The following is a 15,422-nucleotide window of genomic DNA, read 5'->3' as shown; positions in this document are numbered from 1 at the left end:
TATATGCAGCGAATCAACAGTACAGATCAGTATCCCCTGAAACCTTCATTGACCTCCACAATCATGCCATCCGTGCCCTTCCTGAAGGATGCTGTGCCATTGAATTTAACACCAGAAGGGAGTCTTCCAAGGACAGATTCGAGTATGAGGTGGCCAAGGTTCGCCTCCGCAACCCTCCTGAGCCCTATGTATGGCGTTGTGATCCTGGAGTTTATCTCAACAACGTAGGGCTCATCTGCAAGTATGAGGTCAACGCCGACATATCCCCTTAAACCTGGAATGGACTCCACGGCCCTCCTGGCGACGGTGAATGCATCCTCCCTCATCTCATGATCCACCGGTGCGCTACCACCACTGTATTCCAGTTCACTGCCAGCCATGATGATGTCCTGCCTGTTGAGGCTCAGGGGGAGTGCCCTCTCACCGTCGGATAGGAGGCTCACACTCACACTCTCACCCTCAATGAAGTCCTGTATGATCAGGTCTCCTGATAAATCAGGCACATCCCCTGGTTCAATGATCCTTATACCCTGACAGGCGACCCCGTCGGCAGGTTTCACTATGAGCCTTGAAGGGACATCAACGATCTCTTCAGGTTCATAGGTCCCGATGAGGGGGACCCTTCCATCAAGGGCCCTGTATGTCAGCCTCTTATCTGAACATGTCCTCACGGCATCCCCTGATGAACCAAGGAGTAGCACCCCTGATTTCTCAATGATGCGGGTGAGCCTGTAGAGCTCCATGCCCTCCTCTGCTGCGATGAACATGCATGCATCGAATCCCTCAAGGTTCTCCTGGAGCCATTCATCCAGATCACCTATGATGGAGGGTCTGAAGCCCGCCCCGATGTCCATATCTGCAAACCTCTCAGAGAGGAGGAACTCAACATCAAAGTCTCTGAAATCTGCAAGGAGGGCCTCCAGCATTGATCGTCCTTCAAGGAATATTTCAGGGTCGTCTATACCTGAGGCGGTGGCATATTCAAAGATAAGGAGCTTCAAGGACGGCCCACACCCCTGAATGTTATACCCCTTGCCCTGAACCTCTCAGGGTCCATGACGGGCCTGGTGCATATGAATATCCCGCCCGGGATCATCTCGGGTGTTATTTCAAGGTACTCTGTGTGGTCTGTCATGAGGACCACGCAATCAGAGTTGAGGGCCTCCTCAAGGGAAACAGGTTCAACACCCATCCCCCTTATGATTTCGGGGCTGACATGGGGGTCGTTCACCAGGACCCTGGCTCCCTCAGAGAGAAGGGCTGCGACCAGCGGCCTTGTCGGTGTCTCCCTTGCATCAGCCACATCACCCTTGTAGGCAACCCCGAGAATCCCCACATTTGAACCCTCGAGGCTCTTACCCCTGGATTCAAGTGTTTCCCTCACGATTTCAAGGACGTGCAGGGGCATGGACTCATTTACCTCCCTGGCCGTCCTTATTAGCCTTGCAGGCACGCCCTTCCTCTCCGCCATCTCCACTATGAAGTAGGGGTCTATTGAGAGGCAGTGACCGCCGACACCCGGACCCGGTGTGTGTATGTTCACCCGTGGATGGTGGTTTGCTGCCTCGATGGCGTTTATGGCGTCTATACCAAGGGCCTCACATATAACCGCAAGCTCATTGGCAAGGGCTATGTTGGTGTCCCTGTAGGTGTTCTCCATCAGTTTAACCATCTCGGCTGTCATGAGGTCATCCACGACTATTACCTCGCCGGATGTCATCCTCCTGTAGAGTTCAGCGGCCCTCCGGGCGCTTTCAGGGTCAGCACCCCCTATTACCCTTGCATTGTTCTGCATTTCATGGAGGGTGTTGTTGGGTAGTGCCCTCTCAGGGGTGTAGGCGAGTCCAAAGTCCTCTGAGACCTTAAGACCTGTTTTCTCCAGTATGGGGAGCACCACGTTCTGACAGGCCCCCGGGGGTACTGTGCTCTCCACTATCACAAGGTCCCCCCTTTTAAGGCCCCTGGAGATTGTTTCAGCTGCAGATATGACTGCAGATAGATCTGATGTGTTGTCACTGTTGACCGGTGTTGGCACAACAATTATCATGACCTCTGATTCCGCTGCAGCCCTCTCACCGTCCATGGTGGCCCCCAGATTACCTGTCCCAACGACCTCGGCCACCAGTTCATCAAGGCCCGGTTCAAGGACGGGTGACCTTCCTATGTTAACCTTCTCCACTGTTTCAGGGTTTATGTCAACCCCTGTGACCTTAAAGCCGGCCCTTGCGAATAGTGCCGCTGTTGGAAGACCTATGTGTCCAAGACCAAATACTGCTATCCTCTGATCATCCATATCAGTTCCTCCTGGACCCTGATTCTATGAGAACATCCAGTCCCCTGAGATTGAGGTCAGAAGCCGGGAAGAGAATTTCGCCTGCAGAGTAGACCATCCTCACAGATACGTCCTCCCTCTCAGCCAGGTCCGAGACGGTTACATCCTCCTCAACGTGTATCAGTCTCCTTGATGGTATGGACATAACCTCCTCCGGGGCTTCCATTCCCAGTTTACCCTCCCTGTGGAGACGGAGGGTTTCTTCAATTATCCTCTCTGAGGCATGGCCATCCCCGTATGGGTTCTCTGCCTCCATCATCCTCCTCCTGAAATCGGGGTCCTCGAGGAGCCTCCTCGCCGTCCCGGTTATCATCTCCCTGTCGGCGCCCACAAGGATATTGCCCCCCGCCTCAACTGTCTCGGGGCGTTCTGTGTTATACCTGAGGGTCAGGCAGGGTACGTTGAAGGTTATTGCCTCCTCCTGGAGTCCCCCTGAATCTGTGAGTACCATGAATGAATTTGAAAGAAGAAGAAGGAAGTCAAGGTAGCCCATTGGTTTCATGAGTGTGACGTGGGCCGCATCCTGGAGCATGCTGTAGAGTCCAAATCTTTCAAGGTTCTTCCTGGTTCTTGGATGGACCGGGAAGACTATCCTGAATTCCTCAAGTTCAAGTATGGCGTCTATTATTGATCTGAGCCTCTCGGGGTTGTCCACGTTCTCTGCCCGGTGAAGCGTCAGGGCGACAATTCTGTCATCCTCTGAGAACTCTGAGAGGATGTCCGATTTCCTTGATGCTATCTCAATGTTCCTGAGGCAGGCGTCCACCACAGTGTTTCCTGTGACAAGGATCATCTCTGGATCCACGCCCTCCATGAGGAGGTTGATGGCTGACTCCTCTGTTGGGACGTAGTAGAGTTTTGAGCAGACATCTGCAACCATCCTGTTTATCTCCTCGGGCATGGTCCTGTCAAAGGACCTCAAACCGGCCTCAACATGTCCAACGGGTATGTGGAGTTTGACCGCTGCCAGTGCCCCTGCAAGTACGGCATTGGTATCCCCCTGGACCATTACAATATCCGGTTCCTCCCTTAAGAGCACTTCCTCCACACCCCTGAGCATCTCGGCGGTCATGGCCCCGTGACTCCCTGAGCCCACACCTATGTTGTGGTGGGGTGCCGGGAGTTCAAGGTCAATGAAGAACTGATCAGACATCTCATGGTCATAGTGCTGACCGGTGTGTATCAGTACGAATTCCATGCCACGCTTCCTTATCTCATCTATAACAGGAGCCATCTTGATTATCTCTGGCCTTGTCCCTAAAATAATCGCAATCTTCATGTTAACCACTTAAAAGAGTCTCATTTATGATTCCTTCTTCGCTGAGCCCTGTATTCGGTTATTACCTTGAGGAGCTCCTCTTCTTCTTCCTTCTTCCTTTTTTCATTTAATCTGTGTTTCCATTTTTTTATTTCTCTATTTAAATCTTGAGTTTTAACTGACCCGAAATCATCATGTACCCTTATATGGAGTGATCTGACCGGTATAACGGGCACCTCCGCCCCCTCAAATACCTCAAGGGCCTGGTGGGACATCTTATCCTCAGTTATTATTGCCCTTGGCCCCAGATCCAGGAGTATTCTTGCGGTCTGTGAACCACCTCCTTCCGAGCTCCTGAGAAGCAGCACGTCTCCAGTCTTTATTTTCCATCTGGAGCAGGCCCTCCGTATTCCATCCCTTGTGAAGGTTTCTATGATCTTGATGGGTGTGGTGTCGCCGGAGGACTCCATGTCCCTTATCTGGAGGAGGGAGTCAAGGTCCCTTTCAAGTGCCTCCCTGCGGGATTTTTCATCTGCGTATTTCCTCTGAAGCTTCTCTATAACCTTTAATTTGTGGGAAAGTTCTCTGTTTAAAAGCAGATCCTTTGAATACTCATACTGGATCCTTTCAAGTTTTTTCTCGAGCCTTGACTTCTCATCCTCCAGTTTTCTTATCTTCTCCAGGAGGGACTTCTTCTCTCTCTTCAACCTTTCAATGGTTGATCCCTGGTTTCTTAGCCTTGACCGCTGGGCCCTGATGGTCCTCCTGAGCTTCTCAACATCATATTCGTCGCCATGAGACTCCTTTTCTGAAATTTCCATGGCTTCAGATTCTTCTTCCCCTTTCACTGACCTTATTGCCTCTGCGATGGGTTTTCCCATTATCACAAGGCCCTTGACCCTCAGGGTATCAGAGGGGCTCATACCGGTTTCGCTGGTCTTTCTTTCTATCTGCTTCAGTTTCATTTCATAATGCCTGTAGGCCTTCACGGCAGCTGCCAGGGCGTCCCTTTCATGTGAGTTTTCAGGTGTGAAATCTGTTTCCCTCAGGAAATCCGATACCAGTTCATTCTTGAAGGATATGGTCATGACCCTTTCAGGTGTGTAGAGCCTTGCATTGAGCATTGAAGCTATCCTTTTCACTGCGCTGGGGGCTGGGTGGACGTCCGATGCCACTATAACAGGTTTTCCGTGTTCGATTATCCTTTCAATTATATCGGACCTTGCCGCCTCCTTCATGCTTCCAAGGTGGAGGAGTCTCCCCTCAAGGTCAACCAGGGCAAGGCCGACTGTGTGACCCGGGTCAATACCGGCTATCATGAGGGGCTTTATCTCCACCCCTGACTTTCTCCTCTTATGCAGATTATGATCCTCCAGAACTGTATCCATCAGTGTAACTGTATATTTAATAAATTACTTACAGTTTTTGATGAATTCAGGGTATGCCCCTGATGACACCGGTTCAACGAGCTACTCCATGGCACCTCATGGGGATGCTGACCACTCCGGCTGATGACACAGATGTAACGGAGCCACAGGGACGAAACACACCGGATGATAGAGGATGAACACCCTGGATCCAGAGAATATATGGCCAAAGTGGCAGACCTGTGCTGGCTGCTTCTTAATCAGTCAGTCAGCCCATGTTCCTGCAGATCCCTCAGGTGATCACTCATAGCTCTCCTTACCAGGCTCATCTCCCGGTACAACCTGAATTCCTCTTCAAGCAGGGATATGAACCGTTTAAACGCATATTCATCATGCCTGAGTTTTATCTTAACCCCATATTTGAGATCCATGAGGATGAGGTTCTCGGGGGGCATGGGCTCCAGAAACACCCTCCGGTCAGTATCCAGGAGCCCGGCCATGTCATCAGGAGCAAGCTCCCCTTCAGATACCATTAAGAGAGCCCTGACCATCTTACGAACCATCTGCCAGAGGAAACTCTCACCGTAGACATCGATGATGATGGAATCACCGACCTCGGATATCCTGACATCATTTATCCTTCTCACGGGGTCCCTGTCTCTCCTCCTTGAGAAGTTGCTGAAGTCATGGGTCCCCCTGAAGTGGGCTGCTGCCTCGGCCATTGAATCTGTATCCATGGACTCCTCCCTGTGCAGTATGTACCTGTAGTGCCTCTCCAGAGGGTACCTTACCTTGAAGGGGTACATGACCGATGCCCACGCGAGAACCCGTATATCCCGGGGAAGGAGGTCGTTGATCTGGTTCACATGAATATCCTCCTCTGTGAAAAAGCTCACAAAATTTCCAAGTGCATGGACGCCCCTGTCGGTTCTGCCGGCTATCTGGAATCGTGCCTTTTTTGGATCCTCAATGATACCCGCCCCCTCCAGGGCCTCCAGGAGTTTTCCCTCAACCGTTGGGACGTCTGGCTGTCTCTGGAATCCGTGATAATTTGTACCTATGTATGCAACCTTCAGAGCTATCTTCCTCATAGGATCACCTGGTGTGGTGGAGATAAGAGAAACCTGTAGTTAGAAGAAGTAATATAAATTTCTCAGATGTTGAGTTATCCCGGTGAGCTTCAAGGTCTGCCGGGTAATCCTTTATTTAGTGGGTCATCACTTATATCTATATACCCACCACCATATCTATGTGTGGGTATCCTGAGGAAGGTGCATATATGCGCAGACTGTGGGGTTATATCAGTATTATAACTGCAACGATTTTCTTTGGTATCTCTGCAACACTTGATAAGATAATGCTCTCCAGCATGCATCCCGTGACCATCGGGGCCTACACCTACATAATTGCCGGGATATTCCTCTTCTTGATAAGGGAGACCCCCCTGCGGGAGCATGTCCTTAATGCCATAAACAGAAAAGGTGAAAGCGAGGCCAGAATAAAAAGAAATGATTACCTGATTCTTCTTCTTACAGCACTCCTGAGTACTGTGATAGCACCTCTCCTCTTCCTCACGGGACTGGGGGATACCACAGCGGTTAACGCATCACTCATACTGAACGTTGAGGTCCTCTTCATTATTTTACTGGGCTACCTAATCTTCAGGGAGACCCTTCAGCTGAAGGATTTCATGGGGATAGTCCTCATCATACTGGGTGCTGTGTACCTCTTAACTGAGGGTGATTTCAGTACCATTCTACAGAACGTTGCTGTTACCGGAAATTTTCTTGTGATGGCGGCAGCGTTCTTCTGGAGCCTTGACACCGTCCTGAGCAAGTTTTTAAGCAGAAAAAGGGACCTTATATTTATATCCGGGGTTAAAAGCTCTGTTGGGGGCTTTGTACTCCTTATCATCATGCTTATTCTCGGTATAAACACTGAACTTCCCCTTGAAATGCTCCCCTATGCACTCGGGGTTTCAGTCTTCAGCATTGGCTGCTCCTTCATACTCATCTACATCGCAATAAGGGAGATAGGTGCTTCCATGGTCGGAGCCCTCTTTCCATTATCATCCCTTTTCGGGGCAATATTCGCATTTATAATCCTCAGAGAGCCATTCTCGATCATGCAGGGAATTTCAGGGATTGTGATGCTCACAGGGGTCTTCATACTCTACTGGAACGGTAAGTAAGATTATGTCCTGGAAAACTGAAATGTAATAAAATCAGTGCCCCCTGAAAAAAGTGAAGAGAAATGAATCTGATCTCTATACCCTGGCCCTCACATCAAACTGGCAGAAGGAGTAACCATTGGTCCAGCAGCGCCTCTCATATGCATCCACATCACAGCCAAGTATCTCAGAGAGGGCACCGGCAATTATACCTGCCTCAAAGAAGCATATTGGGCGCCCTATATTTGGAAGGCCTGCGCATTCAATGCACTCATAGACCCTCACATCCATCCTCAGGTATCCATCATCCTCCCATTCAGAGACGATATCAAGAATGCCCAGTTTCTGGTCAAGCATGAGCTCCGCGAGTGAGTGGATGTCCCCAGCCAGACCCTCAGATATGAGGGCCCTTCCAAGATTAAGGCCTCCGATGTAGGAAACACCGGCTGCTGAACCTGAAATTATATCAGGAATGTTGAAGTGTCCCATGCGGAAGCTTGCGACGTAACTCCCATCGTCTTCAAATCGGGAGAAGAACATTCTCTCCGGCCTAAAAATGTCTTTAAGTTCTATATTATCCTTAATGGGCTCTCTGGGACCGATTCCATTTCTTTCACTCATTATTTCATCGTCTGTGGTTCTCCGGTATTCCTCAATGATGGCCCCGATATTCTCCATGGCACACACCTTTACCTTCCATTTATATCCATGGATACTTAAATATCTTCAAGGGGATGGAAAGGAACTTTTAAATATCTTCATCAGGAAACCCCCAAACAGGAGAGTATTGACAGCAGTGATAAAATGAGCTTTCAGAAGGACAGAATGCTTATAATACCGGCCGTGGATATAAAGGATGGAAAATGTGTTCAGCTTGTTCAGGGAAAACCCGGGACAGAGCAGGTAGTGCTTGATGATCCTGCCGGAGTTGCCGGAAGGTGGGAATCCCTGGGGGCTGAAACAATCCATGTCGTGGACCTTGATGGGGCCCTTGGTCTTGAGAAGAATACAGGTATACTGAAGGAGATCACAGAGAGGGTTTCAGTGCCCCTCCAGATAGGTGGAGGTATAAGGAGTAGAGAATATGCAGGGAAACTCCTTGATATGGGCTTTGAGAGGGTTATACTGGGCACCATGGCCATAGAAAACCCTGCCATCGTTGAGGAACTTGCAGGTGAATACGGATCGGAACGCATAATGGTCTCACTTGATAGCAGGGACTCACGGGTTGTTATAAGGGGATGGACAGAGAAGGTCCCCTTCACAGCAGAGGAGATGGCCAGGAAATTCCAGGAGAGGGGAGCTGGTAGCATACTCTTTACCAACGTGGACTTCGAGGGTCTTCTCTCAGGATTTGACCTGAAACCCGTGAGTGAACTTGTGGAGGCAGTTGAGATACCTGTAATCTACTCAGGGGGTGTTAGCAGCCTCAATGACCTGAGGATGCTGCAGGGGACCGGTGTAATGGGGGTCGTTATAGGATCAGCCATCTACAGGGGCCTCATAGACCTCACCGAGGCCCTCAAATATCAGGACCTTGAATGAAAACCTTCAGCAGGATGATAAAATGAAGACAGTTATGGCAACAGGCACCTTTGACATAATACACCCCGGACACGGGTTCTTCCTTGAGGAGGCCAGGAAACTTGGTGGGAAGGACACCAGGCTGGTGGTTGTCCTTGCAAGGGACTCCACAGTCAGGGCCCGCAAGAGAACCCCCATAGTCGGTGAGAAACAGAGGCTTGAGGTTGTCAGGATGCTGAAGCCTGTTGATGAGGCCTACCTTGGCAGTGAGACCGACATGTTTGAGATAGTGCACCGTATAAAACCTGACATCATCGCCATTGGCCCCGATCAGAAGTTTGATGTTGATGAGCTGCGTGATGAGCTCAGGAGGAGGGGCCTTGGATGTGAGGTCAGGAGGATAGAGAAATACAGAGACTCCGAACTTGACAGCACCTGCAAGATAATTAAAAGGATCCGCAGCATGGAATTCGACGAGGACTCACTTAAAAACTGTTGATGGTAAAGCAGAGATAGTGCATCGATTTTTCAGCTGGAAAATAAAAAAATAAATTATTTTTGAAGATCAGAATGGTAGCTCTGCGTAAACGCCCTTTATAAATGCACTGGACCTGTCCCAGTTATTCACTGTTCCCAGGGCATTTGAGAAACTTGTTGCATCGGCGTCATACCATCTTCCATTGACGTACAGCTGTCCCCAGACGTGTCCATAGGTGTTACCACTCCTGAATACACAGTTACCATGGATGTACCTTGCAGGTATACCTGATGCCCTTGCAAGGGCAACAAGAAGGTGTGTATGGTCGCAGCAATTTGCTGATCCACTGTGGAGTGTACCAACGGCGCCTTTACGTGTATTGTAGTAGAAACTGTAGTCTATGCTGTCACGGACCCAGTTAAATATCCTTACCGCCTTATCATAGGTTGAGTTACAGCCTGATGTGAGGTTACTGCTCAGAGAAGAGATCTCCTCATCCGAAACCTGGCAGTTATCGGTTTCCTTCAGATAATCAGAGAGTTCAGCGTATCCGACCCTTGTAACCTTTCTGTATCGTGTCTCGATAACCCACCGGTAGGTCTTTTTGTACCGGGTCACATAGGTGTAGGCATAGGTGTAACGGACCCTGTATTTCCCCTTCCGGTAGTAGTAGGTCCTGGTGGCCTTTTTAACCTTCACCCTGTAGGGCTTAAGGTAGGATACCTTCACCCGCACCTTATAGGGGACGTATTCATGGTAGGTGTAGTTCACTGTGGTCGATGCTGATGCCTTTGTATATGCAGCACTTGTGTTTCCGGTTGTACTGGATGTTAGATTTGATTCAGCTGCATTCACATCTCCAGCAGGCAGTACCACTACTCCAAGAAGCAGCAGTAATGCAAGTATCGAGTGACGCTTAATTTTACCGCCTCCATTCATGGGGAAGATATCCCCCATGGACAGTTAAAGGTTGTCCATGAAATACTTATAAATTTTGGTGGCCAGGACTGGGTCAGTGATGGACATATATGGTGGGAGGCGTACCGCCGTCACAGGGTGATTAGAGGTGGCCGCCAGCACTGGATTATCATATCAGTTAAGGCATCTAAACCATAACACCTTATTAAATCAGTTCACCAAAGTAATTATCACAGTCAAGTCAATTAAGGTGATCAAGATGATAAGTGTGGGTATTATCGGAGCCAGTGGATACACTGGAGGTGAACTGCTGCGACTCCTCGAGAACCACAGGGAGGTGGAGGTGGTCTCAGCCACATCGAGGCAGTACAGTGGTGTCCCCGTGTCGAGGGTGCATCCACACCTCCAGGACACTGACCTGAAGTTTGAGGACGTCGGTGCCGGGGAAATAGACGCGGACCTTGTCTTCACAGCCACCCCCCACGGGGCCTCAATGAAGATCGTCCCCCAGCTTATAGAAAGGGGTATAAGGGTGGTGGACCTCAGCGGTGACTACCGCTTTGATGACACCGAAACCTATGAGGAATGGTATGGAATCGAACACGAAAGCCCCCTCGACGCGGTTTATGGTCTTCCTGAGATACACAGGGAGGAGATAGCCTCCGCAGATCTTGTGGCAAATCCTGGCTGTTTCCCGACGGGTGCAATACTCGCATGTCTCCCACTGGTATATGAGAAGATTGCAGACACATTCATAATTGATTCGAAGACCGGGGTGAGTGGTGCGGGTGTTAAGCCAACAGCCCTGACCCATTACCCTCACTGCAGTGATAATGTAATCCCCTACAATGTAACAGGCCACAGGCACACACCGGAGATAAGGCAGGAACTCTCAAGGCTGAATCCTGTGAGGCTCAGCTTCACCCCCCACCTCGTCCCGGTGACAAGGGGCATCCTTACAACAGCCCACACCTTCCTCCTTGAGGACCTGAAACAGGGCGAAATCGCAGACATATTCAGGGGATTCTATGATGGAGAACCCTTTGTAAGGGTTGTTGAGGGTATCCCTGGGCTCAGTGCAGTCAGGGGCTCCAACTTCTGCCACATCGGATGCTTCGATGTTGATGATAATCAGAGGGCTGTTATAGTATCAGCCATAGACAACCTTGTGAAGGGCGCATCCGGTCAGGCCATCCAGAACATGAATATAATGTTCGGGTTCAGGGAGGTCGAGGGTCTTGATTTCCCCGGGATGTACCCATAGCACAGCACCGTTATTAAATGGGCAGAAATATATATGATGCCATCAAATCCCATCCCTAGGTGACGAAGCTGAGTGATATGATGAAAACGTGTGTAATTTATTATTCTCGCAGCGGGAACACTGCAATGGTTGCAAGGACCCTTGCAGAGGAACTGGATGCTGATCTTATCGAGATCAGGGACCTTGATGATAGAAAAGGATTCATGAGCAGTTTCAGATCATCCATAGATGCACTTCGAGAGTCAAAGACACCCATCAAGCCCGAAAAGGTCGACCTCTCAGGTTACGACCTTGTATACCTTGGAACACCCACCTGGGCAGGTAAACCCGCCCCCGCAATAATAACACTCATAGACAGGGTGGATTTCCTTGGGAAGGACGTGATACTTTTCACCACCATGAGCCGGCAGGGCGGTGAGGGTGCGATAGAGCGAATGGCAGAGAAGATAGGGGCACGGGGAGGAAGGATCATAAATTTCTTCATCCAGAAAACCGCGGGCAAAGAACTCATCCAGGTGAGGGAGGATACCCTCAGAATAATCAATGAGAAGGACCTGAAGATATACGAAGCCAGGTGATCTATTTGACAGATAGGACAAACTTTAAAGGTGATCGTCTTGATTGACCGCATTTTAAAGTCATACAGACCACTCATAGCCATACCAGCAGCCATAACTGTAATTGCGCTACTTCTCGTTGTCTTCAATGGACTCAACGAGAGCGTGGACCTCAAGGGTGGAGCCCTTGCAGAGCTGACCCTCGAGAAGAGCGTTACCCAAGCCGAACTGGAATCCCTCCTCAGGGAGAAACTGGGCACAGGAGACATTAAGGTCCTCTCCATAAGGGGTGAAAGGGCGACGGTACAGTTCGGTACAGACATGGATGTTGTGAAGGTGAGTGAAGCCCTCAGGGGCACCGCAACCATCAACAGTTACAAGGCAGTCGGTCCTGTTCTGAGCAAACAGGCCATGAACCAGATCTACTGGGCCATTGGCTTCGCATTCCTCTTCATGTCGGTGACGGTTTTCATAATATTCAGGGACCCGGTCCCCTCACTGGCAGTTATACTCGCAGCAGCATCTGATATCATAATAGCCGTGGGTGGGATGTCACTCTTCGGCATACCCCTCTCACTGGCATCTGTCGGTGCGATACTGATGCTCATAGGTTACAGCGTGGACACAGACATACTCCTTACCACAAGGGTCCTTAAACGCAGGAAGGGGACCATAAACGAGAGGGCTCTGGGGGCCATGAAGACGGGTGTTACGATGTCCATAGCTGCAATCGCATCAATGGCAGCGCTGTACCTTGTGACGGTGTTTGTGATGCCCGAGGCCAGGGTGCTGAGTGATATAGCAGCAGTCCTGATAATTGGGCTCCTGGCGGATATCCTGACCACATGGCTCATGAACCTTGGAATTCTGAGGTGGTACCTGGAGGTTAGATCATGAACAGGAAGGTATCAAAGTTTCTTAAGGATTACAGGGTGATACTCCTCATAGTCCTTGTGGCGGCGAGTGTCACTGCAATATCAACCATGGGTATTCAGCAGGGACTTGACCTTCAGGGAGGGTCACTCATACAGATACAGCTCGAAAGGCCGGTTGATGCCGCCACCATGAACACCGTAACCAGTGTACTTGATAAGAGGCTCAACATATTCGGTGTGAAGGATGTGAAGGTGCGTGCAAGCGGAGACCAGAACGTTATAGTTGAAATTGCTGGCGTCCAGCCGGACCAGGTCGCAGATATAGTTGGTAAACCCGGTAAGTTTGAGGCAAAGATAGGTAACGAGACCGTTCTCACAGGCGCAGATATTGTGAGCGTCCAGTCTCCCATAATAACCGGGAATGAATGGGAGGTCCCATTCAGGCTCTCAACAGAGGGCGCCAGGAAGTTCGCAGAGGCAGCCAGGGGCAAGGCAGGAGAACCCGTTAAGATGTACCTGGACGACCGCCTGATAACAGCCCCTGAAATATCAGCCGAGGTTGCCACCGGAAAGCCGGTCACAGATGTCAGGATAACAGGGGCAGAGAACAGCAAGGCAGAGGCCGAGGTCCAGGCGAAGGAGATAGAGACCCTCCTCAAATCAGGGTCACTGCCGGTTAAGGTTAAGATAGTCGGTGTGAGCAGCGTATCCCCTGAACTCGGAAAACAGTTCGCAGAGGGTGCGATGATCGCCGGTCTTCTCGCTGTTCTGGCAATAGCGGTGATACTCATAGTGAGGTACCGCAGCCCAATCCTCGTCCTGCCAATATTCTTCACAACCCTCGCAGAGCTCCTGCTTATACTGGGGGCGGCTGCTGTTATCCGGTGGAACATCGACCTTGCAGCCATAGCAGGTATACTGGCAGCGATAGGTACCGGGGTGGACGACCAGATAATCATAACAGACGAGGTCCTCTCGGGTGAGGGCCGCAGAACAAGGAGGAAGTTCAGGATAAAGGACGCCTTCTTCATAATATTCGCATCAGCAGGTACCCTCATAGCTGCAATGCTTCCACTGGCATACATAGGCTTTTCAAGGGGTGCCACGGGTATAGGTCTCCTTGCTGGCTTTGCATTCACAACGGTCCTCGGAGTCATCATAGGAGTCTTCATCACAAGACCAGTGTATGCAAGGTTCATTGAAACCTTCAACGTTGCTGGAAGAAAATAGGAGGGTCCTCACCAGTGAGGGGGAATAGGGGATTTCACTTCCCCATTCAACGTCAGATAAAGAGGGGATGGATATGAAGAAACCCTTTGAACTGAGGGTCAAACCAATAAAGAACGGAACAGTTATCGATCATATAACCGCAAACAGATCTCTGAATGTCCTCAACATCCTTGGGCTCCCTGATGGGCGCAGCAAGGTGACCGTTGCCATGAATATGGATTCCTCCCAGCTTGGATCCAAGGACATAGTTAAAATAGAGAACAGAGAACTCAAGCCCTCGGAGGTTGACCAGATAGCCCTCATAGCCCCCAGAGCTACAATAAACATTGTGAGGGATTATAAGATTGTTGAGAAGGCCAAGGTGAGGCTCATGGATGAGGTGAGGGGCATCCTCAGATGTCCCAACCCCAACTGCATCACAAACAGTGACGAGGGTGTCGAGAACCGTTTCTATGTCATCTCAGAGGAACCCGTTCTCCTGCGCTGCTACTACTGTGAGCGCCTCATTGAGGCCGATGAGATAGAGTCACAGTTCTAGGAGTCTAAAGATACTGAAACTTTCATTTTTTTCAAAAAACTGAAAAGATAAAAATAGGAAGCTTAAATAGAGACTACTCTTAAGATCAGATGACCCCGTTGTAATCAGATGACCCCGTTGTACTTGAGGAAGCCTATCATCTGGGTATAGGATTTTGTGACACTTCCAGATGCCACTGAGCCATGGGGAGATCTGACCTCAGCGGTCACTGCAGGGATACCTGCAAGGTTGCATACATCCTCAAGGGCTCCCGGATAATCCTTACCTGCAACCTGGGCCGGTATGAAGGCTGACCCGCTGTAACGGCTCATCTGGTATGCCATGCGGTAGCTTTCATAGGTGGGGATCCTTGTACAGAGGATGGATGTTTTCCCCGGCACTCCCCCAGGCCTTGTTGAATGGAAGTCACCGACTGCATCCACGTCCCTTGAAAGTGCAATCTGGAGTATCCTGTTTGTGGGTGTCCCCCTGATATTCGCTATGCTGTTGGGGTTCTTACCCTTCCAGTATCTGTAGGTTTTCGCGGTGGATGATGGTATGAGGAAGGGTACAACGTATACAGTGCCTCTGATATTTTTGCCAGATAGGTAGTTTATGAGTTTCACAGCGGCTATGGACGCTGGGAGTTCATTTCCATGGACACCCGCCACTATTATAACCTTCTTCCCCCCTCCATTTCCAAATGTGAACATGGGTGTTCCCTTTCTGGCTGCCTGGAACACCTCGGACGTTACCTGGGTCCTGGGGGAGTACTTCTTTATGTAGTAGTTCTTTGACACATCTCCCCCTGTACCCGTGTAGATTATCTCAGTTTTGAGGGCTGATACCACCTGAAGAGTGGAGAACAGAAGCACAGCCGAAAATAGGAGGGTCATGATTTTAAGCCGTGAGTTTTTCATAATTTCACCTTT

16 protein-coding genes are annotated in these 15,422 nt (G+C 50.0%); 8 read left to right on the top strand and 8 right to left on the bottom strand.

What is annotated here, in order from left to right; translation table 11 throughout:
* Positions 1-26: 26 nt before the first annotated feature.
* The 5 genes from C7452_RS02720 to truA all read right to left on the bottom strand — a co-directional run bounded on the left by C7452_RS02720 (position 27) and on the right by truA (position 6,048).
* A complete protein-coding gene (locus C7452_RS02720; RefSeq protein ID WP_115892146.1) occupies positions 27-1,001 on the bottom strand; it encodes an ATP-grasp domain-containing protein in 975 nt (324 codons plus the stop codon).
* The gene (locus C7452_RS02715) at positions 998-2,293 is read right to left on the bottom strand and encodes a nucleotide sugar dehydrogenase (RefSeq protein WP_115892145.1); all 1,296 of its coding nucleotides are present in this window, start codon (positions 2,291-2,293) and stop codon (positions 998-1,000) included. Before C7452_RS02715 ends, C7452_RS02720 begins: the two co-directional genes overlap by 4 nt.
* A gap of 1 nt (position 2,294) precedes the next feature.
* Positions 2,295-3,611 (bottom strand): non-hydrolyzing UDP-N-acetylglucosamine 2-epimerase, encoded by a 1,317-nt coding sequence (wecB, locus tag C7452_RS02710; protein ID WP_115892144.1) that lies wholly within the window; start codon positions 3,609-3,611, stop codon positions 2,295-2,297.
* A 20-nt stretch (positions 3,612-3,631) separates the two neighbouring features.
* Positions 3,632-4,978: a DUF460 domain-containing protein gene (locus C7452_RS02705; protein WP_245942804.1), complete on the bottom strand. Its 1,347-nt coding sequence runs from the start codon at positions 4,976-4,978 to the stop codon at positions 3,632-3,634.
* Between the two features lie 239 nt (positions 4,979-5,217).
* Positions 5,218-6,048: a tRNA pseudouridine(38-40) synthase TruA gene (truA, locus tag C7452_RS02700; protein WP_115892143.1), complete on the bottom strand. Its 831-nt coding sequence runs from the start codon at positions 6,046-6,048 to the stop codon at positions 5,218-5,220.
* 188 nt (positions 6,049-6,236) lie between these two features.
* On the opposite strand from truA, the gene C7452_RS02695 reads away from it, so the two are divergent.
* On the top strand, positions 6,237-7,148 hold the full coding sequence (locus C7452_RS02695; RefSeq protein WP_245942800.1) for a DMT family transporter: 912 nt from the start codon (positions 6,237-6,239) through the stop codon (positions 7,146-7,148).
* A 75-nt stretch (positions 7,149-7,223) separates the two neighbouring features.
* On the opposite strand, the gene C7452_RS02690 is transcribed toward C7452_RS02695, so the two are convergent.
* A complete protein-coding gene (locus C7452_RS02690) occupies positions 7,224-7,805 on the bottom strand; it encodes a V4R domain-containing protein (RefSeq protein WP_115892142.1) in 582 nt (193 codons plus the stop codon).
* A gap of 126 nt (positions 7,806-7,931) precedes the next feature.
* On the opposite strand from C7452_RS02690, the gene hisA reads away from it, so the two are divergent.
* Positions 7,932-8,672: a 1-(5-phosphoribosyl)-5-[(5-phosphoribosylamino)methylideneamino]imidazole-4-carboxamide isomerase gene (gene hisA, locus C7452_RS02685; RefSeq protein ID WP_115892141.1), complete on the top strand. Its 741-nt coding sequence runs from the start codon at positions 7,932-7,934 to the stop codon at positions 8,670-8,672.
* A 22-nt stretch (positions 8,673-8,694) separates the two neighbouring features.
* Complete coding sequence (locus tag C7452_RS02680) at positions 8,695-9,150, top strand: adenylyltransferase/cytidyltransferase family protein (RefSeq protein WP_211305649.1); 456 nt, start codon at positions 8,695-8,697, stop codon at positions 9,148-9,150.
* 66 nt (positions 9,151-9,216) lie between these two features.
* Here the strand turns inward: C7452_RS02680 and C7452_RS02675 are convergent, their stop codons facing one another.
* A complete protein-coding gene (locus C7452_RS02675) occupies positions 9,217-10,086 on the bottom strand; it encodes a transglutaminase-like domain-containing protein (RefSeq protein ID WP_245942798.1) in 870 nt (289 codons plus the stop codon).
* A gap of 220 nt (positions 10,087-10,306) precedes the next feature.
* Here C7452_RS02675 and argC point away from each other — a divergent pair, with 220 nt between their 5' ends.
* From argC to pyrI, 5 genes are all read left to right on the top strand, one after another.
* Positions 10,307-11,311: an N-acetyl-gamma-glutamyl-phosphate reductase gene (gene argC / locus C7452_RS02670; RefSeq protein ID WP_115892139.1), complete on the top strand. Its 1,005-nt coding sequence runs from the start codon at positions 10,307-10,309 to the stop codon at positions 11,309-11,311.
* An 80-nt stretch (positions 11,312-11,391) separates the two neighbouring features.
* Positions 11,392-11,889, top strand: a complete 498-nt coding sequence (locus tag C7452_RS02665; protein WP_115892138.1) for a flavodoxin family protein — start codon at positions 11,392-11,394, stop codon at positions 11,887-11,889.
* Positions 11,890-11,922: 33 nt separating this feature from the next.
* The gene (locus C7452_RS02660; protein WP_115892509.1) at positions 11,923-12,765 is read left to right on the top strand and encodes a protein translocase subunit SecF; all 843 of its coding nucleotides are present in this window, start codon (positions 11,923-11,925) and stop codon (positions 12,763-12,765) included.
* Positions 12,762-13,973, top strand: coding sequence for a preprotein translocase subunit SecD (locus tag C7452_RS02655; protein WP_115892137.1), 1,212 nt, complete (start codon positions 12,762-12,764; stop codon positions 13,971-13,973). The genes C7452_RS02660 and C7452_RS02655 overlap by 4 nt, the downstream gene beginning before the upstream one ends.
* 67 nt (positions 13,974-14,040) lie before the next feature.
* Positions 14,041-14,511, top strand: coding sequence for an aspartate carbamoyltransferase regulatory subunit (gene pyrI / locus C7452_RS02650; RefSeq protein WP_394295914.1), 471 nt, complete (start codon positions 14,041-14,043; stop codon positions 14,509-14,511).
* Positions 14,512-14,615: 104 nt separating this feature from the next.
* Here pyrI and C7452_RS02645 read toward each other — a convergent pair whose 3' ends face one another.
* Positions 14,616-15,410 (bottom strand): succinylglutamate desuccinylase/aspartoacylase family protein, encoded by a 795-nt coding sequence (locus tag C7452_RS02645; RefSeq protein ID WP_115892136.1) that lies wholly within the window; start codon positions 15,408-15,410, stop codon positions 14,616-14,618.
* Positions 15,411-15,422: the final 12 nt, after the last annotated feature.

It is taken from the genome of Methanothermobacter defluvii (genome assembly GCF_003385755.1).
Lineage (GTDB): Archaea > Methanobacteriota > Methanobacteria > Methanobacteriales > Methanothermobacteraceae > Methanothermobacter > Methanothermobacter thermautotrophicus.
Note: the sequence above shows the minus strand (reverse complement) of the source record. Positions and strands in the feature narration are given on the sequence as shown.

Excerpts from the sequence above, each read along its gene's own strand:
- C7452_RS02715 (WP_115892145.1), bottom strand. The coding sequence starts at position 2,293 with ATGGATGATCAGAGGATAGCAGTATTTGGTCTTGGACACATAGGTCTT.
- wecB (WP_115892144.1), bottom strand. The coding sequence starts at position 3,611 with ATGAAGATTGCGATTATTTTAGGGACAAGGCCAGAGATAATCAAGATG.
- C7452_RS02705 (WP_245942804.1), bottom strand. The coding sequence starts at position 4,978 with ATGGATACAGTTCTGGAGGATCATAATCTGCATAAGAGGAGAAAGTCA.
- truA (WP_115892143.1), bottom strand. The coding sequence starts at position 6,048 with ATGAGGAAGATAGCTCTGAAGGTTGCATACATAGGTACAAATTATCAC.
- C7452_RS02695 (WP_245942800.1), top strand. The coding sequence starts at position 6,237 with ATGCGCAGACTGTGGGGTTATATCAGTATTATAACTGCAACGATTTTC.
- C7452_RS02690 (WP_115892142.1), bottom strand. The coding sequence starts at position 7,805 with ATGGAGAATATCGGGGCCATCATTGAGGAATACCGGAGAACCACAGAC.
- hisA (WP_115892141.1), top strand. The coding sequence starts at position 7,932 with ATGAGCTTTCAGAAGGACAGAATGCTTATAATACCGGCCGTGGATATA.
- C7452_RS02680 (WP_211305649.1), top strand. The coding sequence starts at position 8,695 with ATGAAGACAGTTATGGCAACAGGCACCTTTGACATAATACACCCCGGA.
- C7452_RS02675 (WP_245942798.1), bottom strand. The coding sequence starts at position 10,086 with ATGGGGGATATCTTCCCCATGAATGGAGGCGGTAAAATTAAGCGTCAC.
- argC (WP_115892139.1), top strand. The coding sequence starts at position 10,307 with ATGATAAGTGTGGGTATTATCGGAGCCAGTGGATACACTGGAGGTGAA.
- C7452_RS02665 (WP_115892138.1), top strand. The coding sequence starts at position 11,392 with ATGAAAACGTGTGTAATTTATTATTCTCGCAGCGGGAACACTGCAATG.
- C7452_RS02655 (WP_115892137.1), top strand. The coding sequence starts at position 12,762 with ATGAACAGGAAGGTATCAAAGTTTCTTAAGGATTACAGGGTGATACTC.
- pyrI (WP_394295914.1), top strand. The coding sequence starts at position 14,041 with ATGGATATGAAGAAACCCTTTGAACTGAGGGTCAAACCAATAAAGAAC.
- C7452_RS02645 (WP_115892136.1), bottom strand. The coding sequence starts at position 15,410 with ATGAAAAACTCACGGCTTAAAATCATGACCCTCCTATTTTCGGCTGTG.